General features: G+C 71.1%; 25 protein-coding genes. 13 read left to right on the top strand and 12 right to left on the bottom strand.

Features of this window, described 5'->3' with window-relative positions:
- Positions 1 to 16: 16 nt before the first annotated feature.
- From AVTE2539_RS09940 to AVTE2539_RS09930, 3 genes are all read left to right on the top strand, one after another.
- Complete coding sequence (locus tag AVTE2539_RS09940; protein WP_284410173.1) at positions 17 to 1,414, top strand: MFS transporter; 1,398 nt, start codon at positions 17 to 19, stop codon at positions 1,412 to 1,414.
- Between the two features lie 33 nt (positions 1,415 to 1,447).
- Positions 1,448 to 2,293: a shikimate dehydrogenase family protein gene (locus AVTE2539_RS09935; RefSeq protein WP_284410171.1), complete on the top strand. Its 846-nt coding sequence runs from the start codon at positions 1,448 to 1,450 to the stop codon at positions 2,291 to 2,293.
- Between the two features lie 61 nt (positions 2,294 to 2,354).
- Positions 2,355 to 3,365, top strand: a complete 1,011-nt coding sequence (locus AVTE2539_RS09930) for an aldo/keto reductase (RefSeq protein ID WP_284410168.1) — start codon at positions 2,355 to 2,357, stop codon at positions 3,363 to 3,365.
- A gap of 100 nt (positions 3,366 to 3,465) precedes the next feature.
- On the opposite strand, the gene AVTE2539_RS09925 is transcribed toward AVTE2539_RS09930, so the two are convergent.
- On the bottom strand, positions 3,466 to 4,752 hold the full coding sequence (locus tag AVTE2539_RS09925) for an MFS transporter (RefSeq protein ID WP_284410166.1): 1,287 nt from the start codon (positions 4,750 to 4,752) through the stop codon (positions 3,466 to 3,468).
- Between the two features lie 65 nt (positions 4,753 to 4,817).
- On the opposite strand from AVTE2539_RS09925, the gene AVTE2539_RS09920 reads away from it, so the two are divergent.
- Complete coding sequence (locus tag AVTE2539_RS09920) at positions 4,818 to 5,747, top strand: AraC family transcriptional regulator (protein ID WP_284397139.1); 930 nt, start codon at positions 4,818 to 4,820, stop codon at positions 5,745 to 5,747.
- Positions 5,748 to 5,765: 18 nt separating this feature from the next.
- Here AVTE2539_RS09920 and AVTE2539_RS09915 read toward each other — a convergent pair whose 3' ends face one another.
- Positions 5,766 to 6,674: a LysR substrate-binding domain-containing protein gene (locus AVTE2539_RS09915; protein ID WP_284397141.1), complete on the bottom strand. Its 909-nt coding sequence runs from the start codon at positions 6,672 to 6,674 to the stop codon at positions 5,766 to 5,768.
- 242 nt (positions 6,675 to 6,916) lie between these two features.
- Here AVTE2539_RS09915 and AVTE2539_RS09910 point away from each other — a divergent pair, with 242 nt between their 5' ends.
- From AVTE2539_RS09910 to AVTE2539_RS09885, 6 genes are all read left to right on the top strand, one after another.
- Positions 6,917 to 7,684, top strand: a complete 768-nt coding sequence (locus AVTE2539_RS09910) for an ABC transporter permease (protein ID WP_284397143.1) — start codon at positions 6,917 to 6,919, stop codon at positions 7,682 to 7,684.
- Positions 7,681 to 8,712 (top strand): ABC transporter ATP-binding protein, encoded by a 1,032-nt coding sequence (locus AVTE2539_RS09905; protein WP_284410164.1) that lies wholly within the window; start codon positions 7,681 to 7,683, stop codon positions 8,710 to 8,712. The genes AVTE2539_RS09910 and AVTE2539_RS09905 overlap by 4 nt, the downstream gene beginning before the upstream one ends.
- 66 nt (positions 8,713 to 8,778) lie before the next feature.
- Positions 8,779 to 9,855 carry an extracellular solute-binding protein gene (locus AVTE2539_RS09900; protein WP_284410162.1) on the top strand — a complete coding sequence of 359 codons (1,077 nt, stop codon included), beginning with the start codon at positions 8,779 to 8,781 and terminating at the stop codon, positions 9,853 to 9,855.
- Between the two features lie 5 nt (positions 9,856 to 9,860).
- Complete coding sequence (locus tag AVTE2539_RS09895; RefSeq protein WP_284410160.1) at positions 9,861 to 10,682, top strand: ABC transporter permease; 822 nt, start codon at positions 9,861 to 9,863, stop codon at positions 10,680 to 10,682.
- The gene (locus AVTE2539_RS09890; RefSeq protein ID WP_284410158.1) at positions 10,660 to 11,181 is read left to right on the top strand and encodes a TIGR00725 family protein; all 522 of its coding nucleotides are present in this window, start codon (positions 10,660 to 10,662) and stop codon (positions 11,179 to 11,181) included. Before AVTE2539_RS09895 ends, AVTE2539_RS09890 begins: the two co-directional genes overlap by 23 nt.
- Before the next feature lie 149 nt (positions 11,182 to 11,330).
- Complete coding sequence (locus tag AVTE2539_RS09885) at positions 11,331 to 11,987, top strand: flavin reductase family protein (protein WP_284410156.1); 657 nt, start codon at positions 11,331 to 11,333, stop codon at positions 11,985 to 11,987.
- A gap of 25 nt (positions 11,988 to 12,012) precedes the next feature.
- Here the strand turns inward: AVTE2539_RS09885 and AVTE2539_RS09880 are convergent, their stop codons facing one another.
- Positions 12,013 to 14,391 carry an amino acid adenylation domain-containing protein gene (locus tag AVTE2539_RS09880; protein WP_284410154.1) on the bottom strand — a complete coding sequence of 793 codons (2,379 nt, stop codon included), beginning with the start codon at positions 14,389 to 14,391 and terminating at the stop codon, positions 12,013 to 12,015.
- A gap of 361 nt (positions 14,392 to 14,752) precedes the next feature.
- Here AVTE2539_RS09880 and AVTE2539_RS09875 point away from each other — a divergent pair, with 361 nt between their 5' ends.
- Positions 14,753 to 14,971: a hypothetical protein gene (locus tag AVTE2539_RS09875; RefSeq protein WP_272566235.1), complete on the top strand. Its 219-nt coding sequence runs from the start codon at positions 14,753 to 14,755 to the stop codon at positions 14,969 to 14,971.
- Positions 14,972 to 15,041: 70 nt separating this feature from the next.
- Complete coding sequence (locus AVTE2539_RS09870) at positions 15,042 to 15,344, top strand: hypothetical protein (RefSeq protein ID WP_284410152.1); 303 nt, start codon at positions 15,042 to 15,044, stop codon at positions 15,342 to 15,344.
- A gap of 60 nt (positions 15,345 to 15,404) precedes the next feature.
- Here the strand turns inward: AVTE2539_RS09870 and AVTE2539_RS09865 are convergent, their stop codons facing one another.
- Complete coding sequence (locus tag AVTE2539_RS09865; protein ID WP_284410150.1) at positions 15,405 to 16,340, bottom strand: NADP-dependent oxidoreductase; 936 nt, start codon at positions 16,338 to 16,340, stop codon at positions 15,405 to 15,407.
- Between the two features lie 43 nt (positions 16,341 to 16,383).
- A complete protein-coding gene (locus AVTE2539_RS09860) occupies positions 16,384 to 17,454 on the bottom strand; it encodes an alkene reductase (protein ID WP_284410148.1) in 1,071 nt (356 codons plus the stop codon).
- 91 nt (positions 17,455 to 17,545) lie between these two features.
- On the opposite strand from AVTE2539_RS09860, the gene AVTE2539_RS09855 reads away from it, so the two are divergent.
- Complete coding sequence (locus AVTE2539_RS09855; protein WP_284410145.1) at positions 17,546 to 18,436, top strand: LysR family transcriptional regulator; 891 nt, start codon at positions 17,546 to 17,548, stop codon at positions 18,434 to 18,436.
- 53 nt (positions 18,437 to 18,489) lie between these two features.
- Here the strand turns inward: AVTE2539_RS09855 and AVTE2539_RS09850 are convergent, their stop codons facing one another.
- Genes AVTE2539_RS09850 through cbiE form a run of 7 tightly spaced genes read right to left on the bottom strand, consistent with a single transcriptional unit; the run spans position 18,490 to position 23,998 of the window.
- On the bottom strand, positions 18,490 to 18,885 hold the full coding sequence (locus AVTE2539_RS09850) for a (2Fe-2S) ferredoxin domain-containing protein (protein WP_272566243.1): 396 nt from the start codon (positions 18,883 to 18,885) through the stop codon (positions 18,490 to 18,492).
- Entirely contained in the window at positions 18,882 to 19,886 is a 1,005-nt protein-coding gene (gene cobJ / locus AVTE2539_RS09845; protein WP_284410143.1) for a precorrin-3B C(17)-methyltransferase, read from the bottom strand. Before cobJ ends, AVTE2539_RS09850 begins: the two co-directional genes overlap by 4 nt.
- A 14-nt stretch (positions 19,887 to 19,900) precedes the next feature.
- The gene (locus AVTE2539_RS09840) at positions 19,901 to 20,563 is read right to left on the bottom strand and encodes an energy-coupling factor ABC transporter permease (RefSeq protein WP_272566245.1); all 663 of its coding nucleotides are present in this window, start codon (positions 20,561 to 20,563) and stop codon (positions 19,901 to 19,903) included.
- Between the two features lie 48 nt (positions 20,564 to 20,611).
- Positions 20,612 to 21,049, bottom strand: a complete 438-nt coding sequence (locus tag AVTE2539_RS09835; RefSeq protein ID WP_284397164.1) for a cobalamin biosynthesis protein — start codon at positions 21,047 to 21,049, stop codon at positions 20,612 to 20,614.
- Positions 21,046 to 21,843 carry a cobalamin biosynthesis central domain-containing protein gene (locus AVTE2539_RS09830; RefSeq protein WP_284410141.1) on the bottom strand — a complete coding sequence of 266 codons (798 nt, stop codon included), beginning with the start codon at positions 21,841 to 21,843 and terminating at the stop codon, positions 21,046 to 21,048. The genes AVTE2539_RS09835 and AVTE2539_RS09830 overlap by 4 nt, the downstream gene beginning before the upstream one ends.
- Positions 21,840 to 22,676 (bottom strand): precorrin-2 C(20)-methyltransferase, encoded by an 837-nt coding sequence (cobI, locus tag AVTE2539_RS09825; protein WP_284410139.1) that lies wholly within the window; start codon positions 22,674 to 22,676, stop codon positions 21,840 to 21,842. Before cobI ends, AVTE2539_RS09830 begins: the two co-directional genes overlap by 4 nt.
- Positions 22,673 to 23,998, bottom strand: a complete 1,326-nt coding sequence (cbiE, locus tag AVTE2539_RS09820) for a precorrin-6y C5,15-methyltransferase (decarboxylating) subunit CbiE (protein WP_284410138.1) — start codon at positions 23,996 to 23,998, stop codon at positions 22,673 to 22,675. Before cbiE ends, cobI begins: the two co-directional genes overlap by 4 nt.
- Positions 23,999 to 24,005 lie beyond the last annotated feature (7 nt).

Here is a 24,005-nt window from a genome sequence, read left to right as displayed (position 1 = left end):
CAGGGGAGACAAACCCATGCCAGACCACCACGCCGCCGACAGCGGCTTACAGCAAACGCGCAAGGCCACCGCCAGTGGCTGGATCGGCTCGGTGCTGGAGTACTACGACTTCTTCATCTACGCCACCGCCGCATCGCTGATCTTTCCGCAGATCTTCTTTCCCGCAGGCAACCCGACGGCGGCCATCGTGGCCTCGCTCGCCACCTACGGCGTGGGCTACGTGGCCCGGCCCATCGGGGCCCTGGTGCTCGGCCACTGGGGCGACACCCATGGCCGCAAGCAGGTGCTGGTGCTGTGCATGTTCCTGATGGGCTTTTCCACCCTGGCCGTGGGCCTGCTGCCCACCTATGCGCAGGCCGGCCTGCTGGCCCCGGCGATGCTCGTGGTGCTGCGTTTGATCCAGGGCTTCGCGGTGGCCGGCGAGATCTCGGGGGCCAGCTCGATGATCCTGGAGCACGCGCCGACCGGGCGGCGGGGCTTTTATGCCAGCTTCGCGCTGCAGGGCGTGCAGGCGGGGCAGGTGCTGGCGGCGGCGGTGTTCCTGCCGCTGGCGTATTTCCTGCCGGCCGAGCAGTTCAACACCTGGGGCTGGCGCGTGCCGTTCCTGCTGAGCTTCATCGTGATCCTGGTGGGCTACTACATCCGCCGCGAAGTGCAGGAAACCCCCGTGTTCACCGCCGAGCGCCGGCAGGGCGCCGTGCCGCGCGCGCCCATCGTGCAGGCCTTCCAGGAGAACGGGCCGAACATGCTGCGCGTGGTTTGCATGGCGCTCATGAACGTAATCCCGGTGGTGGCGACGGTGTTCGGCGCGGCCTATGCCGTGCAGCCGGGCTATGGCGTGGGCTTCGACAAGAGCGTGTACCTGTGGATTCCGGTGCTGGGCAACATCGTCGCGGTGCTGGTGATCCCGCACGTGGGCAACCTGTCGGACCGCATCGGCCGGCGCCCGCCGATCATCGTGGGCGCGCTGCTGTCGGGGCTGCTGGCGTTCCTGTACCTGCATGCCATCAGCATCCACCACGTGCCGATGGCGATCGGCATGTCGCTGCTCATGTGGGGCGTGGTGTACCAGGGCTACAACGCGGTGTTCCCGAGCTTCTACCCCGAGCTGTTCCCGGCCCGCACCCGCGTGACCTCGATGGCCATCTCGCAGAACGTGGGCACCACGCTCACCGCCTTGCTGCCCGCGCTGTTCGCCGCCGTGGCGCCGCCCGGCTCCACCAACGTGCCGGCCACCGTGGGCGCGATCGCATTCGGCGTGACGGCCATCGCGGCGCTGGCCGCGTGGTCGGCGCGCGAGACCTTCCGCATTCCCACGCAGGACCTGGGCCAGCCCGATGCCCAGCCCCTGTCCAAGGCCGCATACGAACAGGCCCGCCAGGAAGCCCTGCGCGGCCACGGGCGCGGCCGCTGAAAGACCCACGGCAATCGGCCCACATCGTTCCCCATGCAACAGCAAACCATCAACGGCAGCACCCGCCTGATCGCCCACCTGGGCTACCCGACCGAGGCCTTCAAGGCCCCGATGATCTACAACCCGTGGTTCGCGCAGCAGGGCATCAACGCGCTGGTGGTGCCCATGGGCGTGCAGGCCGAGGACTACCCCGCCACGCTGCAGGTGCTGCGCCGCATGACCAACTGGCACGGCGCGCTGGTGACCATGCCGCACAAGGTGAGCACGCTGGCGCTGGTGGATGCGCTCACGCCCACGGCGCGCATCGCCGGGGCCTGCAACGCCATCGTGCGCCTACCCGACGGCACGCTGCTGGGCGACCAGTTCGACGGCGCGGGCTTCGTGCGCGGCGTGCAGCGCAAGGGCCTGGCCCTGGCGGACCGGCGCGCGCTGGTGTCCGGCAGCGGCGGGGTCGGGTCGGCCATCGCCGCCTCGCTGGCCGCCGCAGGGGTGTCCGAGCTGGCCCTGTTCGACGTGGACGGCCACCGCGCGCAGGCGCTGGCCGACCGGCTGCGGCAGCACTACCCCGCCCTGCGCACGGTGGTGGGCCGCAACGACCCCGCCGGCTTCGACCTGGTCGTCAACGCCACGCCCCTGGGCATGCGTGAGGACGACCCCCTGCCCTTCGACGTGGACCGCATCGCCCCCGGCACCTTCGTGGGCGAGGTGGTGATGGCGCAGGCCCACACCCCGCTGCTGCAGGCCGCGATGGCCCGGGGCTGCCCGGTGCAGCAGGGCACCGACATGCTGTTCGAGATGATTCCCGCGTACCTGGAGTTCTTCGGCTGGGGCGGGGCCACGCCCGAAGCGCTGCGTGCGGTGGCGCGCATCGTGTATTGACCGGTGCCTGCCCGGCCGCTACCGTCACGCCACCTTCCGCTTCGCACACCAGCGCCATTCGATGCCCACCACCCCCCGCTCCCTCGGCCCCTTCCAGGTCCACCCCATCGGCCTGGGCTGCATGAACCTCAGCCATGCCTACGGCGTGCCGGCCTCGCGCGAGCAGGCCGAGCGGGTGCTGCTCACCGCGCTCGACGAGGGCGTGACGCTGTTCGACACCGCGGCGCTCTACGGCTTCGGGGCCAACGAAACGCTGGTGGGCGAGATCCTCGCGCCGCACCGCCAGCGCATCACGCTGGCGAGCAAGTGCGGCATGCAGGGCGTGGACGCGAACGGCGACGGCAAGCTGGTGCGCGTGATCGATGGCCGCCCCGCCACCTTGCGCGCGACCTGCGAGGCCAGCCTGCGCCGGCTGCGCACGGACGTGATCGACCTGTACTACCTGCACCGCTGGGACCGGCGCGTGCCCATCGAAGACAGCGTGGGCACGCTGGGCGACCTGGTGCGCGAGGGCAAGATCCGCGGCGTGGGCCTGTCGGAGGTGTCGGCGGCCACGCTGCGCCGCGCGCACGCCGAATACCCGATCACCGCGCTGCAGACCGAATATTCGCTGTGCACGCGCAACCCCGAGATCGCCGTGCTGCAGGCCTGCCGCGAGCTGGGCACGGCGTTCGTGGCGTTCAGCCCGCTGGCGCGGGGCTTCCTGGGCGGCGCGCTGCGCGATGTGTCCACGCTGGCGCCGGGCGACATCCGCCGCACGATGCCCCGCTTCGCGCCCGAGGCCTACGCGGCCAACCTGCGGCTGCTGGGCGCCTACGAGGCCCTCGCCCGCGAGGCCGGCTGCACGCCCGCGCAGCTGGCCCTGGCCTGGCTGCTGGCGCAGGGGCCGGAGATCATCCCGATTCCCGGCACCACGAGCGTGGCGCACCTGCGCGACGACCTGGGCGCGGCGGATGTGCGACTGCCGCCCGAACTGCTGGCGCAGCTCGATGCGCTCGTCCATGACCGCGCCATGGCGGGCGACCGCTACCCGCCCCAAGCACAGGCCGAGGTGGATACCGAAGCGTTCTGAGCCCCAAAGCACATTGCTACGATTTTAATAGCAATATGCCCTAGTGGAATCTGCCCTGGAGCCCTGAAAGGCTCGGAACCCTTCCTGCTGGCGCCCCGCGTCAGGCGGCCATGGGCCGGGCCGCGCGGGCCCGGGCCGCCACGCCCGCACCGACCACGCCGGCCGAGGCCACGCCCAGCACCAGCGCCGCGGCCGATCCATAGAAGATCCCGTGCGCCGCGCCGCAGTCCAGCAGCGCGCCGAAGATCGGCGCTGCCACGCAAAAGCCCAGGTCCAGGCCCGAATACACCGTGCCATAGACCCGGCCCGTCGCCCCGGGGGGCGCGGCCCGCTTGATGAGCATGTCGCGCGAGGGGCCCGCCAGGCCCGTGCCCAGGCCCGCGATGGCGGCGAACGCCACGGCGCCCATGCCGGGCAGCCAGCCGGTGCCCACCAGCAGCAGCAGCACGCCGGTGGCCAGCAGGCACACGGTGATGATGCCCTCCAGCCGCGCCACGCGGCCGGCGAGGAAGCCGCCCACCACCATGCCGGCGGCGCCGCACAGCATGTAGCCCGTGACCACCATGGAGGTCACCGCCAGCGGCAGGCCGTACATCTGCTGCAGCGCGGGGCTGGCGAAGCTCTGGATGGCGCTCAGGGCGCAGGTGGTCCAGAAGAAGAACGAGAAGCACAGCCACACCGAGGGCAGCTTGAGGAAGGCCATGGGGTGCTCGGCCACGGCCGCAGCGCCCGGCGCGCCGGCGGTGCCGGGCTTGGGCGCGTGGGCCCAGGCGCCCTGGCGGTCATCGAGCGCGTCGCGCTGCCACACCATGATGGCCAGCACCACCGCCGCCAGCGCGGCCCCGCACAGGCAGGCGGTGCGCCACGACCCGGTGGCCGTGGCGATGCCGGCCATGAAGACCGGCGCCGTGGCCCAGCCCAGGTTGCCCGAGATGCCGTGCACCGAGAAGCCATGGCCCAGGCGCTGCGGCGACACGCGCTTGTTCAGGATGGTGAAGTCCACCGGATGGAAGGGCGCATTGCCCAGCCCCGCCAGCGCCGCCGCCAGCATCAGCCCCGCGTAGCCCTGCGCCGTGCCGGCCACGATGCCCGCCACGGCGAAGCTGGAGAGCGCGAAGAACAGGATGGGGCGCGCGCCCACCCGGTCCACCAGAAAGCCCGACAGCGCCTGGCCCACGCCCGAGATCACGAAGAACACCGACACCAGCAGCCCCAGCTCCGAGTAGTTGAAGCCGAACTCCGCGATCAGGAATGGAAACAGCGGCGGCAGCAGCATGTGAAAGAAATGCGAGGAGCCGTGGGCCAGGCCGATGAGGCCGATGGTACGGGCGTCCTGGCGCAGCGTGCCGGCGGGCGCTGCGGGGTGGGGGGATGCGGTGGAGGTCATGGCAGCGATCTTAGGCAGCGGCGCGGCGGCAGGTTGACGATAGACTGCCAACTTCTGTCGCGATCATGCCAAGCACTGCCCATTCCACTCCCGCGCCGGCCCCCAGCGCCGCACCGCGCCCGCGCCGCGCGGTGTCGTACGTCAGCTCGCTCACGCCCGACCTGTTCGTGCCCGCCGGCACGCGCCCGGTGCGCGCCAAGGCCCGCTGGCTGCCCGCCGACACGCAGGTGCTGCCCCACAGCCACCCGTGGGCGCAGGTGGCGATCTCGACCACGGGGGTGATCCGCCTCACCGCCGCGCAGGGCACCTACATCGTGCCGCCCTCTCGCGCGCTGTGGATTCCGCCCGGCGTGGAGCATGCCGTGACCATGGTGCAGGACGCCGACCTGCGCACGCTGTACTTCCACCAGCCGCGCGGGCGCTGCGGGCCGGGCGTGCCCATCGGCGCGGCGCGCGCGGACGACGCGGCCTGGCGCCAGTGCCGCGTGCTGGAGGTGTCGCCGCTGCTGCGCGCCCTGGTGTGCGAGATGCCCTCCGAGCCCGACGACAGCGCCACGCCCCCGACGCCCGAGCTGCTGCGGCGCGAGCGCCACCTGAGCGCCCTGATCTGCGAGGAGCTGCGCCGCGCCGCCGCCCTGCGCCTGGGCGTGGACCTGCCGCGCGACAAGCGCCTGCTGCACCTGTGCGAGGCCGTGCTGGCCGACCCCACGCGCCACGAGGCCCTGGAGGACTGGGCGCGCGACACCGGGGCCAGCCCGCGTACTGTGGCGCGGCTGTTCCGCGCCGAACTGGGCAGCACCTTCACGCAGTGGCGCCAGCAGGTGATCCTGGCCAAGGCGGTGGCGCTGGCCGCCGAGCGGCTGCCCGTGGGGCAGATCGCGGCCGAACTGGGCTACAGCGCCAGCGCCTTCAGCGCCATGGTGCGGCGGGCCGTGGGCATGCCCCCGGCCCGCTTTCTGGGCCTGCAGTCGCCCGCGGGCCTGGGCCCGGGGTAGCGCCCCGCGCGCGATCGATCAGCCCACGGGGCCGCGCGATCGCTGACCCTCGGCCAGCAGCCACTCGCGGAACGCCGCGAACGCCGGCAGCTTGAGCCGCCCCGGGTGGTAGCACAGGTAGTGGCCCTGGTCGATGGCCACGGGCTCGCCGCAGGGGCTCACCAACGCCCCCTCGGCCAGTTCCTCCTGCACCAGCACCCGGGGGACCAGGCCGATGCCCAGGCCCGCGAGCGCGGCCTGGATGAGCGGCGCGTACTGCGCAAAGCGCGGCCCCGCCGCCGTGTGCGCCGCAGCCACCCCGTGCTGCGCGGCCCACTGGCGCCAGGCGGTGGGCGCGTTTTCGTGGTGCAGCAAGGTGTGGCCCAGCAGGTCCTCGGGCCGGGCGATGCGGTGGTGCGCGTCCACCAGCGTGCGCGCCGCCACCAGCACGAATTCGCGCCCCGCGATGTATTCGGACACCACGCCGGGCCAGCCGTCCGGCCCGTAGCGGATGGCCGCGTCCACGCCGGGCGGCATGCCGTCGGTGGGCTCCAGGTGGCGGCTGAAGCTCAGGGTGACCTGGCGGCTTTGCTGGCGAAAGGCCGGCAGCCGGGGGATCAGCCACTTGGTGAGGAAGGTGGGCACGCTGGCCAGCGTGAGCAACCCCGCCCCCGCATCACCCGCCCGGGCCTCGAAGGTGGCCGCCTCGATGGCGCGCAGCCCGCCCGCCACCTTCTGCCAATACACGTGGCCCTGGGGCGTGAGCTGCACGCCGCGCCCGCTTTTTTGCAGCAGCGGCCGGCCGATGAAGGCCTCCAGCCCGGCCACCTGCTTGCTGACCGCGCTCACCGTGACGCACAGCGCCTGCGCGGCCAGCGTGAGGCTTTCATACCGCGCCACGGCATCGAACGCCAGCAGCTCCTGGATCGTGGGACAGGTGCGCTTCATGCGGCCCCCTGGACAGCGCCCCGGGCGGCAACGCAGCCGGCCCGCATGACACGGATGTGAAAAACACTTTCCTTTTGCTCAAGCAACGTCATCCAGGTTTCACCCATCGATGGCACCGTTATTCCTAGAATTTTGATGAATCTTCCACACCGCCATCGGCAATGTGGCGCTTCAGGAAAGTATGCCGGGTCGCCCGGTGCCTGCAAAGCCCCTCGCCCCGTCCCCTCCACCGGAGTCACCCCTTGGTCCGCGCCGCCGCCCTGCTCTACGCCGCCTACCTGCTGCTGCCCATCGCCCTGCTGCTGCTGGGCAGCGTGGGCGAGCGCTGGACGAACACGCTGCTGCCCACGGGACTGACCGGCCGCTGGTACGCCGAACTGTGGGCCGACCCCGCGTTCCGCAAAGCCTTCGGCACCAGCCTGCTGGTGGCGCTGTCGGCCTGCGCCATCAACACGGTGCTGGCGCTGCCGCTGGCCCATGCGCTGTACCACGGCGCCCGCCGGGGCCGCGCCGGCATGGCGCGGCTGGTGAGCGCGCTGCCCATCGCCGTGCCGCCGGTCACGCTGGCGTTCGGCTACGTGATCGTGTTCAACACCGACGCCCTGCCCTGGCTGGGCTCGCTGCCGCTGCTGATCGCCGCGCACGCCGTCGCCACCCTGCCCTACCTCACCCAGACGCTGCTGGCCGACCTGCGCCACCAGGACCTGGCCCGGCTGGAGGCCGCCGCCGCCACGCTGGGTGCCTCGGGCTGGCGCCAGTTCACCACCGTGGTGCTGCCCAGCCTGCGCCAGAGCCTGCTCAGCGGGCTGGTGATGGTGGCGGCGCTGTCGGTGGGCGAGTTCAACCTGTCCAACCTGCTGGCGGGCTTCCAGAGCCGCACGTACCCGGTGCTGCTGCTGCAGGCCTTCTACGGCGCCACCGGCTTCGCCTGCGCGGCCACGGTGGTGCTGCTGGTGCTGGCGGGTTCGGCGGCGCTCTTTTCCTCGTCCCTCGTGAAACACCGCCCATGAGCCTCGTTCTCCAAGACGTCCACTACCGCTACCCGGACAGCCCGCACGGGCTGCACGGCGTGTCCCTGGAGGTCGCCACCGGCGAGCTGGTGGCGGTCATCGGCCCGAGCGGATCGGGCAAGTCCACGCTGCTGCAGCTCGTCGCGGGCCTGCAGGGCGCGGGCCACGGCGGGCGCATCCTGCTGGCCGGCGAAGACCTCGCCCACACGCCGGTGCACCGCCGCGGCATCGGCATGGTGTTCCAGAACTACGCGCTGTTCCCGCACCTGCCGGTGATCGACAACGTGGCCTACGGCCTGCACATGCGCGGCGTGCCGGCCCCCGAACGCCGGCGCCGCGCGTTGGCGCTGCTGGAGACGGTGGGCCTGGCCGACCGCGCCGCGCACCCGGTGGCGCGGCTGTCGGGCGGCCAGCAGCAGCGCGTGGCCCTGGCGCGCGCGCTGGCCATCGACCCGCGCGCGCTGCTGCTGGACGAGCCGCTGTCCGCCCTGGACGCCAGCGTGCGCGGCCACCTGCGCGACGAGATCCGCCAGCTGCAGCGGCGCTTCGGCGCGACCACGCTGCTGGTCACGCACGACCAGGAAGAGGCCCTGGCCATGGCCGACCGCGTGGCCCTGCTGCAGGACGGGCGCCTGCTGCAGTTCGCCACGCCGCGCCAGCTCTACGAGGCGCCCGCCAGCCGCGCGGTGGCGCGGTTCGTGGGCCTGTCCACCGTCTGGCCCGCCACCGTGGCGGGGCCGGACCGCATCGACCTGGGCTTTGCGACGCTCTGCACGCCCACCGGCCCGCGCGCCCCGGGCCAGGCCGTGCACGCCCTGGTGCGCCCCGAGCACGTGCGGCCCGACCCGGCCCCGCGCGCCGTCAACCGCCTGGAGGGTCGGACCGGCGCGCTGCGCTACCTGGGCAGCACCACGCGCTACGACTTCGCGGTGCCCGGCGCGCCCACGCCGCTGCTGGCCGAGTCGCCGCAGCCGGCCCAGGCCGCCGTCGCCATCGCGCCCGAGCACATCCGCCTGCTGGACGACTGACCGCGCGGCGCTGCCCGCCCCCATCCGATTCCCCGCATTCCCACCGACCCTTTCGGAGATTTCCCCATGCAACGCAGACAACTCATCCAGGCCGCCGGCGCCCTGCCGCTGACCGCCCTCGCGCCCGCCGCCTTCTCGTTCGACGGCCCCGAGCTGTACGCCGGCGAGAAGGCGCTCTACCAGGCCGCGCAGAAGGAAGGCCTGTGCGTGTCGTTCGACACCGGCCCCGAATGGGCGAACTGGAAGGCGCTGTTTCGCGAGTTCAAGAAGCGCTACCCCGAGATCGAGCTGACCTACAACGACATCGGCTCGGCCGCCACCGTGCTGGCGCTGGAGAAGACCCGCCGCCGCCCCCAGGCCGACACCGCCTACTACTTCGCGGCCTCGGCCGTGGACGCCGCCGCCAAGGACGTGGTGGCCCCGTTCAAGCCGGTGAACTTCGAGCACCTGCCACCGGTGTTCCGCGAGGCCGAAGGCCGCTGGTTCACCATCCACACGCTCAACATCGCCTTCCTGGTGAACCGCCAGCTCGTGAAGACCGTGCCCACCGGCTGGGCCGACCTGCTGCGGCCCGAGTACCGCAACGCCGTGGTGTACCTGGACCCGCGCACCGCCGGCGTGGGCCAGGTGGTGGCGTTTGCCGCCGCCTACGCCATGGGCGGCAGCGTGGACGACGTCAAGCCCGGCACCGACTACCTGGGCCGCCTGCATGCGGCCGGCAACGTGCTGCGCGTGGAGGGCACCACGCCGTACGCCAAGTTCCTCAAGGGCGAGATCCCCATCTGGATCGGCTACGAGAACGACGGCCTCAAGGCCAAGCACGTGGACGGCATGGGCGATGCGCTGGAGGTGGTGATCCCCCGCGAGGCCAGCGTGGCCGCGCCCTATGCCATCAGCCTCGTCAAGAACGGCCCCAACCCCAACGCCGGCAAGCTGTGGCTGAACTTCACCATGAGCCAGGCCGGCCAGGCGCTGTTCGCCCAGGGCTTCGTGCGCCCCGCCGTGCCGGGCGTGCCGCTGGCCGCCGACATCGCCGCGAAGATGCCCGCCGCGCCGCAGATCCGCCCGCTGGACGTGGTGAAGGCCTCCGCGCGCAAGGCCGAGGTGGACCGCCTCTGGGCCGAGGCCACCGTGGGCCGCTGAACGCCATGCGGCGATTCGGTGCCTGGCCCGCCTGGGCCTTCATGGCGCTCTTTCTGGCCGTGCCGCTGGCGGCGCTGCTGCCTGAGGCCCTGGCCGATCACGGCGCGGCCTTCGGGCGGCTGCTACACCACCCGCTGTTCGCGGGCGCGCTGCGCAACACGCTGCTGCTGGGGCTGGGCAGCGGCGCGGTGTCGGCCGTGGTGGGCAGCTGCCTGGCCCTCGAACTGGCGCGCCAGCCCGAGGGCCGGCGCCGCTGGCTCATGGCGATGCTGGGGCTGCCGCTGGCCTTCTCGGGGCTGGTGATCGCCTACGGCTTCATCCTGGCGTTCGGCCGCGCGGGCCTGGTCACGCAGCTGGCCGCCCGGCTGGGCGCCGACCCCGCCGTGGTGGGCGGCTGGATCTACAGCGTGGGCGGCCTGGGCCTGGCCTATGCCTACTACCTCGTGCCGCGCGTGGCCCTGTCGCTGTACCCCGTGTTCGCGCACCTGGACCTGCGGCCCCTGGCCGCCGCGCGCACGCTGGGCGCCACGCCGCTGCGCGCGTTCTGGGACACCGTGGTGCCCGAGGTGGCACCCTCCGTGCTCGCCAGCGCCTGCACCGTGGCCGCGCTGGCCATGGGCACTTACGGCACCGCGCTGGCGCTGGTGGGCACGCAGCTGAACATCCTGCCGCTGATGCTGCTCGCGCAGGTCAGCGACGGGGGCAACGACTTTTCCATGGCGGCGGCGCTCTCGCTGGTGCTCATGGTCGTGTGTGTGATCGTGATGGGAGTTGGAGATGTGGCCACCCGCCAACGGGAGCGCGATGCTTCCCGAAACCACCGTTGAGGCGCTGGCGCGGCTGGCCGCCCGCCAGCGCGGCCCGCGCCGCCATGCCCAGCCGGTGGGCGTCATCGGCCCCGGCGACGGCGGCGTGCGCGAATGCCAGGCCGCCTACGCCGTGGGGCGCCACCTGGCGGCCGCGGGCATGGCCATCGTCTGCGGCGGGCGCGGCGGCGTGATGGCCGCGGCCTCGCGCGGCGCGCACGACGCGGGCGGCATCGCCATCGGCCTGCTGCCCGAGGACGACGACCGCCACGCCAACGAATGGCTCAGCGTGGCCGTTCCCACCGGCATGGGCGAGATGCGCAACGCCCTCATCGCGCGCAGCAGCCGCTGCCTGGTGACCGTGGGCGGCGGCATGGGCACGCTGTCGGAGATGGCGCTGGGCCTCAAGTGGGGCAAGCCGGTGTACGTGCTGCACGGCGACATCGCCCTGCCCGGCGCCGTGCCGGTGGCGGACCTGGGCGAGCTGCTGGGCGCGGTGGCCGCCTGCCTGCTGGACTGAAGGTGCCCGGGCGGGTGGTGAAGGGGGCGTTCGCAGCCTTTTCGAACCTTTCAGGCCGCACGCCGGGAGATTGATTGCCCTGATAGCTATAAAAATAATAGCAAATACCCTGGCCGGCGAATCCGAAACCGTTTGTGTATCGTGCAGGCATGACGACCGCCACCTCCCCCCACGACGCCGCCCCGGCCGCCTCCGGCATCCACAGCTACGAGCCGCGCCAGGGCCACGGCCTGCCGCACGACCCCTTCAACGCCATCGTGGGGCCGCGCCCCATCGGCTGGATCGCCTCGCGCAGCGCGGCCGGCGTGCTCAACCTGGCGCCCTACAGCTTCTTCAACGCCTTCAACTACACGCCGCCCATCATCGGATTCGCCAGCATCGGCGCCAAGGACACGCTCGCCAACATCGAGGCCACGGGCGAGTTCGTCTGGAACCTGGCCACCCGCCCGCTGGCCGAGGCCATGAACCGGACCTGCGCCGCCGTGCCGCCCGAGGTGGACGAGTTCACGCTCGGTGGCCTCACCCCCGCGGCCTCGCGGATCGTGTCCGTGCCCCGCGTCGCCGAAAGCCCGGTGGCCATGGAATGCCGCCGCACGCAGATCGTGCAGCTCGAGGGCGCGGACGGCGAGAAGGTGCCCACCTGGCTGGTGCTGGGCGAGGTGGTGGCGGTGCACATCGACCGCGCGCTACTCAAGGACGGGGTGTACGACACGGCCCATGCCGGTCACATCCTGCGCGCGGGCGGCCCGGCGGACTATTTCACGGTGGGGCCGGAGCAGCTGTTCAAGATGCACCGGCCGCGCTGAGCGGCCGCCGGGGTGGGGCGCAGCCTCACTGCAGCCGATAGGCGTTTTCCACCGTGTATCTGCCGCCCTTGACGACTCCGCCTTCATCTTGTTCTTCGTCGTCCGCGTCGATGTGGTCCGCGTCCACGTACTCGAAAGGCGCCGGACTGCCGAGAGACTTCAGTAAGCCCTCATAGGCTGGCAACGTCTCGTCCTCTTCGTTGCTCCCGGAGGCGGCGCACACCAGCGCGCACCCCATGGCGTCGGCCTTGCACCGGGCGAGTTGCACCAAGGCCTTGTCTGCCGGACTGTCGGCCTCTATGCCCGTGTTGGCATACAGCTTTTCGACATACAGAACCGGCCGTCCCGTCGCCTCGTCCAGCAGAAGCCGGACCATGCGCCGGGCAGCGATGGTGCCGTCGGGTGCCCGGGCCATCAGCATGCGGTATTTCCCATCGATCACATAGCCCATCAGGGCCTTGCTGCGCATTGCGTCGTCATTGACGCTCTGGCAACTCGCAACGTCGGTTCCACACAGCAGCAGATCTTCCGGGTGGTCGGTGTCCTCGACGGCGAATGCCTGTGCAACAGTCTCCAGTACCGCTGGCTTCTTCCACTGCGCATAGGCCTCGGGAGCCTGCTTCTCGATCTCGGCCAGATGGGGCGATGCGTTGGTGGCGTAACGCATGGCCCGGAACTGGGCGAGCCCGTCCCGCGACCAGACGGCGCTGTCGGCAAACCCATTCAATGCGTTCAGGACCGCCTCTTTCCCCTCGTCCTCGTCGAGGTTGGAGCGGATGTTCTGCGCATGGACGATCAGCGCTTCGGGTTGCCGCCAGGAAGAGAGAAACGCCTTCCAGGCCACCAGGCTTTCAGGGCCCGCGTCCTGGGCTCCCACTCCCGGCATCGCAAGACGCAGCACGGGTGCAATGGCGTCCTTGATCGATGCAGGCCTGTCCGGGGATCGCGCCAGATCGGTCAGCTTGTCGAGCACCATGGAAGACTGCGCATCCTCTCCCGTGGCGCACTGCACCGCGATGGCGATAGAACGCAGGTTGTCGAGAAAGCCACGACAAGGTGACACCGTTGCACCGGGAGGCAGCGCATGCTCCAGAAGCTGGCGGCGCTCCTCATGAGAGAGATCGCACTCGCTGTCCGCCAGCAGGAGCAGATCCTTCAACGCGCGGTGCAGCCAATGGCTGTTCTTGAGATCGGACGAGCCCAGGATCTTCAGCAATTCCGCAGGAGGCCGGGCAGGACTCGCAAACAGCGGATACAGCGCGATGGCCAGGCTGCGCATGTGCGGCCGGTGAAACGGCACTGAAAATTGCAGATAGTCGCGGGCATCGTCACCGGCATGGGCCGGCAACGCCAGCCGCTCCGTCAATTGCCGGCGCAAAAGGGGCGCGTGCAGTCGCGCCAAAGACTGCAAGGAGCCCTCCAGTGCCGCAAGCCCCGAGGGTGGCAGGCCGCCGAACATGACCGCGGCTTCGAGGGCCCATTGCTGATGCGTCGCGCGCGCCTGGGCACCCCGGTGGATGGGATCGCCATCGACCACACGCTGGAGCACCGGTTGAAGCTGCATGCCAGCCAGTATTTTCTGCAGCGCATGCAAACGGACTGCAGGGTCCGAATGCGTCATCTCGGTGAAACTGCCCCAGACGGGCTTCCAACGCTGGAATTCTTCGCCCACCAGCCGGGCCAACTCTTCGCGGGTGGCAAGGGGCACAAAAAGCCGCATTGCCTGCGCAAACATCCGCGAATGGCTAGCGGGGGCCAGATCGAGCTGGTAAAAGCCACTGCGATGGCGACCGTGGAACTGCATGTTCTTTGCATCCAGCGCCTGCTGCGCGAGCGCTACCGCAAGGCGCACGGGCTCTGGCAGGGCGAGCAACTCCGGTATGCGGCGCTTTTCCAAATCGAACCGATGACGCCCAGCCACCGCCGCTGCGACGATCGAGAGGGCCTCGACCGTCGCCCCTTCCATTTTTTCCAGCGAGTACAAGGCCGACAGACCCCGTGGATGCCCTGCCAGGGCCTCGGCCAGTGCGCGCCGCTCGGCTTCGCCCATCCGTGAATCCACCGCCAGGGCCACGATGTCTGAAAACTGGCCGCTGCTCAACGCCACGCGGTCCAGCAACGCTTTCCGGGCGCGTTCGAAAAGCGCGTGGGCCTGCCGCTGCACGGCAGATTCGGTGGCCCGGGCCGCGGCACCGGAAGAGGAAGCCTGCGCCCCACCCTGGCGCGCAGCCAGTGATTGCCGAGGCGCCATCGCTCCGGCTTCCTGTGGAACGGCACGGGAAGCGAGCGGGCCGGTTTCCACCGGCGCACGATGCATTGGCGGCGGCGGGGTTGCCTCTTGCACCGGTAACGGCGCGGCCTGCGCGGGCAAGGCCGGGTTGCGGGCCGCAACGGGTGTGGTCATGGAAAGAGAAATTTCTGGAGTTGTGGTTCGCCGCACCAACCGGCAGACCCATCGATTGCATCGTGCCGCGATCGTTTCCGCAGGGCGCCTGCCGTGCGAAGCGTTGCATGCCATTGCGATGCCTTGGCGGGCAGCCCCGATCTCGCAGTGGCGGTGCGCCACGACGGCCTGGGCATCGCACCGAGCAGGGCCTGTGCGGTGCCAACGACACAGAACCCATCGGCACCCAGCTTTCCTGAACACCCCAGCCTGTAGCGCTTATGCTGCTGGCGCACGCAGCGATCCTTTTTTGAAAACCCGGCGCCCATCGCATGCTGCTGCTGACCCCGGCGGTGGCGCGCCTGACGCGGAGCGACGACACATGAACCCCACCCGACTGATCGCCATCGTTTTGATCGTGGCCGGCGCCCTGGGCCTGGCCTACGGCGGCTTCAGCTACACGAAGGACACCACCGTGGTGAAGGTCGGTCCGCTGGAGATCTCGGCCAAGGAGAAGGAGACCGTCAACATCCCGCTGTGGGTAGGCATCGGCGCCATCGCCGTCGGCGGCCTGCTGCTGGTGCTGGGCGCGAAGAAGTGATGCGAAGGCACGGCCCGCAGCCGGCCCCTGCGCGGTGCGGGGTGGCTGCAATGGACGGGGACGGCCCGGCATGAGGGCCGCCGCGCTGCGCCGTTTCGCCGTGCGCTGCTGGTTCGGCCTGCTGTGCATCGTCCTCGGCCTCGCGCCGGTGCTGCTGCTCTTGCTGTCGTGGCCGCTGCTGCGCCTGCTCGGCTGCGAAGGCAACGAGGGCTCGGGCATGCAATGCGCCGCGGCCCCCGGGCTGTCGGACGCGGCGTATTCGGTGCTCATGATCGGCGCGTGGGGGTCGATGTTCACGCTGCCCTCGGCGCTGATGCTGTACCTGGCCGGGGTGGGGGTGCGCTGGCTGGCGCGCCCGCCGGCGCAGCGGTAAGGCCGGCGCAATACACCGCCGAAGACGTTCGCCTCCCGGGCATTCGCGGCCGGGGAGCGGTCAGCGCGTGAAGTCGGCCACCACCTTGCCGATGCGGGGGCCGGTGCGACTGCGTTCGATGGCTGCCGGAATGCCGTTGAAGCCCACGGTATCGCTCAGCTTCGAGATCAGCGAGCCTTGGGCAATTTCCTGCGCGAACTGCGCCAGGAGCACGGCGTCCGCCTGGTTCACGAACCACAGTCCGCGACGGCCGGCAGGGGTGCGTGCGGCGATGTCGGGCACGGCCGCGCTGACGATGGCGCCGCCTTCGGCCAGCACGGCCCACGAGCGATCGAGCGCCTCGCCGCCAACGTAGTCCAGCACCAGGCCGATGCCCTGCGCCACCGACTCGAAACGCTCGCTTCGGTGGTCGATGACGTGGTCCGCGCCCAGGCTTCGGACATGGTCGAGGTGCGCTGCGGAGGCCGTGGCGAAGACCTCGGCGCCGGCCCGCTTGGCGTACTGCACGGCATAGCCGCCCAGCCCTCCCGCAGCGCCGTGGATCAGGATGCGCTGGCCTGCCGCGATGGGCCCCGCCTGGTGCAGGCTCTGCCAGGCCGCGACGGCCGCTACGGGGATGCCGGCGGCCTGGACATCGTCCAGCCCCGCGGGCGTGTGCACCAGGTTCGCCTCGGCCACCGGCACGAATTCCGTGTACGCGCCGAGCCGGCCCAGCGGGCCCATGACGCGGTCGCCGACCCGAAAGCGCGAGGCCCCCGGCCCGACGGCCTCGACGGTGCCGGCCAATTCGATGCCGAGCACCGCAGGCAGGGGAATCGGGAAAGCCTTCTGGACCAGGCCTTCGCGGACTTTCCAGTCGATGCCGTTCACGCCGGCCGCGCGAACCCGGACCAGCACCTGGCCGTCGCCGGCGGAGGGTTTCGGGATCTCGCCGATCTCGGCGGCCGACGCGCCGCCGTAGGCGCGGATCAGGACTGCGCGTTGGGTCGTTGTCATGGGAGGTTCTCCTGTGCAGGTGTCGATGGCGGGGCGCGCCGTTTCAGGCGGCCGCGCCGCCCAGGCCCGGGTAATCGGTGTAGCCCTTGGCACCACCGCCGTAGTAGGTGTTGTGGTCCGGCGCGTTCATCGGGGCGTTGGTTTTCAGGCGCTCGACGAAGTCGGGGTTGGCCAGCACCATCTGTCCGTAGGCCTCCAGATCGGCCAGGCTCGACGCCAGGTCGGTGCCGATCTGCTCGCGTGCACGCCCCGGGCGGTTCACGATGAGCGTGCCGCGCCAGAGCTTGCGAATGTCCGCCACCAGGGCTTCGTCGCCCACGTGCATCACATGCACATAAGCCAGGCCCAGCCGGGAGAGTTCGGCGCTCAGGTAGCGGTACAGGGCCGGCCCTTCGGGCCCCTCATCGATGCCCCCCAGCTGGGCGCCGGGCGACAGGCGAATGGCGGTACGGTCCGCGCCGATTTCCTCGGCGATCGCGGTGGCCACTTCGATCGCAAAACGGGCTCGGTTCTCGATCGATCCGCCGTACTGGTCGGTGCGGGTGTTGGCGCTCGGGGCGAAGAACTGCTGGACCAGATAGCCATTGGCACCGTGGATTTCGACACCGTCGGCACCCGCCTCGATCGCCCGGCGAGCGGCCAGGCGAAAGTCCGCCACGGTCTGGCGAATCTCCTCGGTGGTCAGCGCGCGCGGCTCGGGGATGGGTTGCATGCCCGTCATCGTGAACATCGGCGCGCTGGGCGCGATCGCCGAAGGGGCCACGGCCTGCCGGTGGTGGGGCGTGTTATCGGGGTGCGACATGCGGCCCACGTGCATGAGCTGGATGAACAGGCGCGCGCCTTTGGCGTGCACGGCGGCAGTGATGGCCTGCCAGCCGGCCACATGGGCATCGGTGTAGATGCCGGGGGTGGTGAGGTAGCCCTGGCCGTCGTCGGAGGGCTGCGTGCCTTCGGAGACGATCAGCCCGACATCGGCGCGCTGCGCGTAGTAGGTGGCCGCGAGGGCCGTGGGCGTGCCGTCGGGCGCGGCGCGGGAACGCGTCATCGGCGCCATCACGAGGCGGTTCGAGAGGGTGTAGCGGCCGACGGTGGCAGGGCTGAAAAGGGCGGTCATGGGTTTCTCCGGTTGCGAAGCTGCATCTTCGATTAACCTACCCATGAGATAAAGATGGTTTGATGGGAATGATTGATCCAAAATTGACGCAATGGCCCTCGAATACTTGAACGACATGGCGCTTTTCGTGGAGGTGGTGAAAGCCAAGAGCTTTCGCGCAGCCGGCGATGCGACGGGGGTGCCCAACTCGACCTTGTCACGGCGGATCGGCGCGCTGGAGAAATCGATCGGCCTGCGCCTGCTGCATCGCACGACCCGCAGGATCGAGCTGACCGAAGCGGGACAGATCTACTACGAGCGCTGCCGGCGCATCGTCGAGGAGGCGCGGATCGCGCACGAGCAGTTGGGCGACCTGCTGGCCCAGCCCAGCGGGGTGCTGCGTGCCTCGCTGCCGGTGGACTTTGCGACCATCTATGTGGCGCCGCTGATCGCGGAGTTCGCCCGCCGCTATCCGGGCATCGCCTTCGATCTGGACCTCAGCCCGCGCCGGGTGGACCTGGTGGCCGAGCCCTTCGATGTGGCCATCCGCATGGGCGAGCAACCGGACTCGACGCTGGTCGCGCGCCAGCTGGCCCGCCTGACCACCCACCTGTACGCGTCGCCCCGCTATCTGCAGGCAGCGGGCGAGCCCGCAGACCCCGCCGCGCTGTCACAGCATGAGTGCATCGGCTCTCCGAAGCTCGGCCCGTGGGTGCTGAACGCCGACGAGGGAGGGGCCACCGTGGAAGTCGCTATCGGCCAGCGCTTCAAGGTCAACAGCGTGGGGATGTGCCGCAGCCTGGCCGTGCTGGACCAGGGCATCGCGCTGCTGGCGGAAGGCGTCGTCGCGGACCATGTGGCCGAAGGGCGCCTGCGTCGCATCCTGCCCGGCTGGTACGGAACACCCGTCCCGGTCTACGCCTTGACCGAAACGCGGCTCCTGCCGGCGAAAACGCTGCGTTTCATCGAGTTCCTGCAGGAGAGGCTGGCCACCGGTCCGTGAAGCCGGCCGCATGGTGCCCGCCCGGCCCCCCTTGACCGCCGCACCCGCGCCGTTCAGCCCCCGGATGGCCCCTGGTGGAACACCAGGTCCTGCACCGGCTGGCCGCCCACCAGGTGGCTTTCGATGATGCGGTCCATGTTGGCGGGCGTGACGTCGTAGTACCAGGTGCCGTCGGGCTGCACGCACATCACCGGCCCGCCCTTGCAGGCGGCGAAGCAGCTCACGCGGCTGCGCTTGACGCGCAGCTCGCCATCGTTCAGGCCCGCGGCCTTGAACTTGTCGCCCAGGCTGTCGAACAGGGCCTGCGCCTGGCCGTCTTCGGCACAGCGCGGGCCGGTGCAGATGAGGATGTGGCGGCGGTAGGCACCGATCTTCGGCCGGATGGCCACGCGCACCCCTTCGGGCGCTGCGGTCGTGGCGGTGGCGGTGGTGGGGTCTTGCTGGCTCATGCCTCTTCCTCGGTGGTGGCGACGGCCTCGGCCGCCAGGGGCTGGGCCAGGGTGTCGCGAATGTAATCGACCGGCAGGCGGTGGCGCCGGGCCAGGGCCTCGATGCTCTCGCCGGCCGCGTGGTCGAGCTGCAGATTCTCCAGCCAGCCGTTGAGGCCGGTGGAGAGCGACCGGCCCGGCCGCTCGCCGGCCCGCGTGGCGCCGCCGCCTTCCACGTCGTACTTGTTGGCATAGCCACGCGGGGTGACCATGAGGCCGTGCTGCACGATGGTGTTGCTGTTGCCGATCAGCACCGTGCTGAGCATGCCGATGTCGGCATCGCACATGGTGGCCAGCGTGGCGAACTCGATGCGCTCGCGGCGGCGGTAAGCGCTCTTGACGATGGCCACCGGCGTGTCCGGACTGCGGTGGCGCAGAAAGAGGCGCTGGGCCTCCTCGATCTGCCGCGTGCGCCGGCCGCTCTTGGGGTTGTAGAGCGCGACCACGAAGTCGGCCAGGGCGGCCGCATCGAGCCGGCGCGCGATGGTGGGCCAGGGCGTGAGCAGATCGGACAGTGAGATGGCGCAGAAGTCGTGCGTGAGCGGCGCGCCCACTCGGGCGGCGCAGCTGTTGATGGCCGAGGCGCCGGGCACGATCTCAACCTCGATGCCGCCGGGCTCGACCACGCCGTTCTCGTCGAAGGCGGGCGGCGTCCAGCCGGCCTGGAACAGCACCTCGAACGTGGGGCCGGCCATGCCGTACACGCCCGCATCGCCCGAGGAGATGAGCGCCACCTTCTTGCCCTCGCGGGCGCGGGCCAGCGATTCGATGGCGCGGTCCAGCTCCTCGGTCATGGACTTGCGGATGATCTCCTTGCCCTCGATGAGATCGGCCACCAGCTTGATGTAGGTGACGTAGCCGATGATGGTGTCGGCCTCGGCGATGGCGGCGCGCGCGCGCGCCGTCATGTGGTCGGTGCTGCCGGGGCCGATGCCCACGAGCATGATCTTTCCTGCGGACATGGTCGCGGGGCCCCTCACGCAGCGGCCGCCGGGGCGGGGGATGCGACGCGCTGCAGCGTGCGCTCGTCGATGCAGGCGGCCAGCCAGCGGCGGCCGCGCAGGCGGGCGGCGCCGAGCGTGATGCCGATGGTGAGCAGCGGCTCCACCGCCACGAGGCTCAGGTACGACGCGGCGAACAGCGCCCAGTCGGCCACGGGCGCCGCATCGCTGCTGATGGACAGCCAGAAGCCCACCATGAGCGTCACGCCGGCGTAGTACATGGCATCGAGCTTGAGCACGTTGGCCACGCTGATGCGCTGCATGCGCTTTCCCAGGCCGTGGTGCACGGCCACCAGCGGCACGGCCAGGCTCAGGAAGTTGATGGCCAGGTGCGCCAGGTCCTGCGGCTCGAACACGAGGGCCTGGGCGAGCAGCCCCAGCCCGAAGCCGAACAGCGTGGGAATGAAGCCGAACAGCAGGTAGATGGGCATGGCGCCCACGAAGTGCAGCTCCGACGGCCCCACGGGCATGTGCCAGACCTGCATGAGCACGCTGAAGAAAAAGGCCGCCAGCACCGTGCGCAGCCAGGCGGTGGGGCTTTTGAGCAGGGGCAGCGCGTGCGCGCCCAGCAGCGCCGTGGCGGCGACGGAGGCAAAGGCGATCTTGTCCTGCGAAAGGATGCCGATTTCGATGTGCATGGTGTGGGCCTTTTGGGGTGAAGAAGGGGAAAAATCGGAACGAAGGGATCAACCGGCCGCGTGCGCCATGCGCGCGATCGACACGGTGGCGTTGCGGCCGTCCGCGCCGCGCAGCCGGTGCTTTTCCACCAGCAGGGCGGATGCGTCGTGCGCGGCACCGGCCGCCAGCAGCGCCGCGGCCTCGCTGACCGACGGGGTGCCCATGTAGCGCAGCACCGTGGCCGAAGGATTGGGCACGGGCACGGCCGCCAGTTGCGCGGCGGTGTACCACTGCAGCGGCCAGCCGTGGCGCGCCGCCAATGCGAGAAAGGCGGCCTCGTCGGCCTTGGCGGCGATGCTGGCGGCGGCAGCCACGTGGCGCAGGTCGGCGGGCACCTGCGCCAGGGCTTGCAGCAGGCAGGCCTGAACGGTGGCCTCGGGCGTGCCGCGGTCGCAGCCCAGGCCGATGGCCAGCCGCAGCCCACCGGTGCCGGGCGCCGCCGTCATGCCGCAGCGCCTTCCAGCGGCGGGCGGTAGACCACCAGGCGCTCTTGCAGGGCCTGCCACTGCTCGGGCGGCACCGGCGCATGGGTGACCCACAGCACGGCCCGGTAGTGCGCCAGATCGACATCGCCCAGGCGGTCGAAGCAGGCGATGTTGGCGGGCAGCGGCGTCGGGCGGTTCCACCAGTCGCGGCGGCCGGCCTCCTGCACCACGGCGATGGGCTCGCCGTTGACGACGTGGGCCGACACGCGCGTGATGTTGATCTTGGGCGCCTCCACGCGCCAGCCCAGGTGGCGCCCGAGAATGTCCACGGGAATGGTCTTGCCCACGTCCGACGCGGTGGTGAGCACGGGCGTGGCGCCGATCAGCGCGGCGATGCGCTCGCTCCAGTCGTTGGCGCCGCCCACATGGCCCGACAGCACGGGGATCACGAACTGGCCCGCGTCGTCCACCACCGTCACGCCGGGGTCCTCGTCCTTGGATTTCAGCACCGGCGCGATGAGCCGCACCACGGCGCCGAGCGAGACGAAGAACACCAGCTGGTCGTAGGCAGCGAAGAGCGGCGCGATCTCGTCGCGCAGCGCGCCTTCGTAGGCCCGCAGGGTGTTGGGCAGGCCCTCGAACGCGCTGGCGAATTTAGCGGCAGTGCACACATGGGCCTGCGGCACGTCGCGGGCCAGCTGCGCGGCCTGCGCGGCGCCGTGGCGGGTGATGGCGACGAGGCACACGCGCACGGCCTCCAGCGGCTGCGCGGGCGCGGAGAGCACCACGGTGGGGGTGGCGGCGGGGGAATTCATTCGGCAGGCTCCGGTTCGGATACGAAGGCGCCCACATCGGTGGGCAGGGATTTCTTGAGGCAGCCCTTGATGCGCTCGCCGCGGATGCGGTGCGGGTTCTTGACCACCATGAGCGAGAGGTAGCTGACCTTGGTGCCGCGCAGGGCCGGCAGGTCCGGGCCGTTCACGCAGCGCTCGTCGGGCGCGCCCACGCGCTCGATGAACTGCGTGTGCGGCAGCAGCCCGCGCCGCACGAGCCAGTCGATGAGCTCGTCCATCAGCGGCTTGACCTTCATGAGCACCAGGGTGTCGAAGTCGGGCAGCAGGCGGTCCACCGCGCCCACGCCGTAGGCGGCGGGCACGATGGCGACGGTGTCGTCCTGCTCGGCCAGCGGCATGCCGCGCGCGGCGCAGGCGGCGGTGAAGGCGTTCACGCCCGCGATCACCGGCACCTCGATGCGCGCATCCAGCGCCCGCACGGTGCGCGCCAGGTGGCCGAAGGTGGCGTAGGTGCTGGCATCGCCCTCCACCAGGAACAGCACGTCCTGCCCGGCCTGCAGCCAGGGCAGCACGGCGGCGGCGGCGCGCGCCCAGGCGCGGGCGAGCTTGTCGCCGTCGTGCGTCATGGGAAACAGCAGCGTCTGGTGCACGGCGGGCGGCATCAGTCCTGCGCGCTGCACGATGTCGAAGGCGTAGCTGGGCGTCTTGGTGCTGCGGGCCGGGTAGGTCCACACGGCATCGCTGCGCTGCAGCTGCGCCCAGGCGGCGCGGGTGATGAGGCCGGGGTCGCCGGGGCCGAGCGACACGCCGATGAGGCGGCCCAGGGCGGCGCTGGACGGGGTCGTATCGGTCATGCGCCCTCCTCCACCACCGACGCTGCCGGGGCCTCCGTGCCCACGGCCTGCGCGCAGACGATCCACACCGGGTTCTCGGCCGCCATGCGGTGCATGTGCAGGATGGGCTTGCTGCGCGCGGCCTGCAGCTGCAGCACGTCCCACGCGGCGCCCGCGGCCTGCAGGGCCTGCGTAGCGGCCGCCAGGTTCTCCAACGTGACGAAGTTCATCACCAGCCAGCCGCCCGGACGCAGGCGTTTCAGGCACAGCGCGATCAGCTCGGCCAGCTCGCCCCCCGAGCCGCCGATGAAGACGGCATCCGGGTCAGGCCACGCATCCAGCCCCTCGGGCGCCTTGCCGTGCACCAGCGTGTGGTTGGAGACGCCGAAGGCCTGCACGTTCTGCCGCGCGATGGCCGCATCGGCCTCGTTCTTCTCGATGGCCCACACATGGCCCTGGGGGCATAGGCGCGCGGCCTCCAGCCCCACCGAGCCGCTGCCCGCGCCGATGTCCCACACGCGGCTGTCGGCGCGCAGCTGCAGGCGCGCCAGCGACACGGCACGCACCTCCTGCTTGGTGATGAGGCCCTTGTCCGGTTGGCGCTGGTGGTAGGCCGCATCGGGCAGGCCGAAGCGCACCGGCGCGGGCCGCTGGCGCGTGCGCACCAGCAGCACCACGTTGGGGTCGGCGAAGGCCTGCTGCGCCGCGTCGGCCGGCGCCAGGTCGGCGCACACGCGCTCGTCGGCCGTGCACAGGCGCTCGGCCACGCTGAGCTGGAAGTCGTCCTGCAGGCCCTCGGCCACCAGCAGGCGGGCGATGCGCGCAGGCGTGTTGTCGGGGCTGGTGAGCACCGCCAGCCGGTCGTGCGCGCGCACGGCCTGCGCCAGCGCATACAGGCCGTGCGACGGCGCCGCGCCCTGCTGCCACTCGCCCGCATCCCTGGCATGCACCGAGACGATGCGCGCGTCCTGCCAGGCCAGCCCCAGGCGGGCGCAGGCCAGCTGCAGCGTGGAGACGTTGGGAATCACCTCGATGGCCTCGATGCACAGGCGCGAGGCCAGGTAGCTGGCGATGCCGTGGCACAGCGGGTCGCCCGTGGCCAGCACCACGCTGGCCTGCTGCGCATCGCGCGCGGCGGCGATCCAGCCGGGCACGGCGGAGAGCTGCCCCGTGAGGTCGCGCCGCGTGGCGCCGGGGGCGATGTCGTCTTCGAACAGCGCGAGCGCGCGCGTGCCGCCCACCACCAGGTCGGCGCGGCGCAGCAGGGCCAGCGCGGTGGCGCCCAGGCTGGCCGCACCGTCGTCGAGCACGCCGATGATGCGGCAGGGTTGGGGGTCGGGCATGGCGGTC

The organism is Acidovorax sp. SUPP2539, from assembly GCF_030158975.1.
GTDB lineage: Bacteria > Pseudomonadota > Gammaproteobacteria > Burkholderiales > Burkholderiaceae_C > Paracidovorax.
The sequence above is the reverse complement of the archived record's forward strand: the minus strand, read 5'-3'. Positions and strand labels throughout refer to the sequence as shown.

Excerpts from the sequence above, each read along its gene's own strand:
- AVTE2539_RS09940 (WP_284410173.1), top strand. The coding sequence starts at position 17 with ATGCCAGACCACCACGCCGCCGACAGCGGCTTACAGCAAACGCGCAAG.
- AVTE2539_RS09935 (WP_284410171.1), top strand. The coding sequence starts at position 1,448 with ATGCAACAGCAAACCATCAACGGCAGCACCCGCCTGATCGCCCACCTG.
- AVTE2539_RS09930 (WP_284410168.1), top strand. The coding sequence starts at position 2,355 with ATGCCCACCACCCCCCGCTCCCTCGGCCCCTTCCAGGTCCACCCCATC.
- AVTE2539_RS09925 (WP_284410166.1), bottom strand. The coding sequence starts at position 4,752 with ATGACCTCCACCGCATCCCCCCACCCCGCAGCGCCCGCCGGCACGCTG.
- AVTE2539_RS09920 (WP_284397139.1), top strand. The coding sequence starts at position 4,818 with ATGCCAAGCACTGCCCATTCCACTCCCGCGCCGGCCCCCAGCGCCGCA.
- AVTE2539_RS09915 (WP_284397141.1), bottom strand. The coding sequence starts at position 6,674 with ATGAAGCGCACCTGTCCCACGATCCAGGAGCTGCTGGCGTTCGATGCC.
- AVTE2539_RS09905 (WP_284410164.1), top strand. The coding sequence starts at position 7,681 with ATGAGCCTCGTTCTCCAAGACGTCCACTACCGCTACCCGGACAGCCCG.
- AVTE2539_RS09900 (WP_284410162.1), top strand. The coding sequence starts at position 8,779 with ATGCAACGCAGACAACTCATCCAGGCCGCCGGCGCCCTGCCGCTGACC.
- AVTE2539_RS09895 (WP_284410160.1), top strand. The coding sequence starts at position 9,861 with ATGCGGCGATTCGGTGCCTGGCCCGCCTGGGCCTTCATGGCGCTCTTT.
- AVTE2539_RS09890 (WP_284410158.1), top strand. The coding sequence starts at position 10,660 with ATGCTTCCCGAAACCACCGTTGAGGCGCTGGCGCGGCTGGCCGCCCGC.
- AVTE2539_RS09885 (WP_284410156.1), top strand. The coding sequence starts at position 11,331 with ATGACGACCGCCACCTCCCCCCACGACGCCGCCCCGGCCGCCTCCGGC.
- AVTE2539_RS09880 (WP_284410154.1), bottom strand. The coding sequence starts at position 14,391 with ATGACCACACCCGTTGCGGCCCGCAACCCGGCCTTGCCCGCGCAGGCC.
- AVTE2539_RS09875 (WP_272566235.1), top strand. The coding sequence starts at position 14,753 with ATGAACCCCACCCGACTGATCGCCATCGTTTTGATCGTGGCCGGCGCC.
- AVTE2539_RS09870 (WP_284410152.1), top strand. The coding sequence starts at position 15,042 with ATGAGGGCCGCCGCGCTGCGCCGTTTCGCCGTGCGCTGCTGGTTCGGC.
- AVTE2539_RS09865 (WP_284410150.1), bottom strand. The coding sequence starts at position 16,340 with ATGACAACGACCCAACGCGCAGTCCTGATCCGCGCCTACGGCGGCGCG.
- AVTE2539_RS09860 (WP_284410148.1), bottom strand. The coding sequence starts at position 17,454 with ATGACCGCCCTTTTCAGCCCTGCCACCGTCGGCCGCTACACCCTCTCG.
- AVTE2539_RS09855 (WP_284410145.1), top strand. The coding sequence starts at position 17,546 with ATGGCCCTCGAATACTTGAACGACATGGCGCTTTTCGTGGAGGTGGTG.
- AVTE2539_RS09850 (WP_272566243.1), bottom strand. The coding sequence starts at position 18,885 with ATGAGCCAGCAAGACCCCACCACCGCCACCGCCACGACCGCAGCGCCC.
- cobJ (WP_284410143.1), bottom strand. The coding sequence starts at position 19,886 with ATGTCCGCAGGAAAGATCATGCTCGTGGGCATCGGCCCCGGCAGCACC.
- AVTE2539_RS09840 (WP_272566245.1), bottom strand. The coding sequence starts at position 20,563 with ATGCACATCGAAATCGGCATCCTTTCGCAGGACAAGATCGCCTTTGCC.
- AVTE2539_RS09835 (WP_284397164.1), bottom strand. The coding sequence starts at position 21,049 with ATGACGGCGGCGCCCGGCACCGGTGGGCTGCGGCTGGCCATCGGCCTG.
- AVTE2539_RS09830 (WP_284410141.1), bottom strand. The coding sequence starts at position 21,843 with ATGAATTCCCCCGCCGCCACCCCCACCGTGGTGCTCTCCGCGCCCGCG.
- cobI (WP_284410139.1), bottom strand. The coding sequence starts at position 22,676 with ATGACCGATACGACCCCGTCCAGCGCCGCCCTGGGCCGCCTCATCGGC.
- cbiE (WP_284410138.1), bottom strand. The coding sequence starts at position 23,998 with ATGCCCGACCCCCAACCCTGCCGCATCATCGGCGTGCTCGACGACGGT.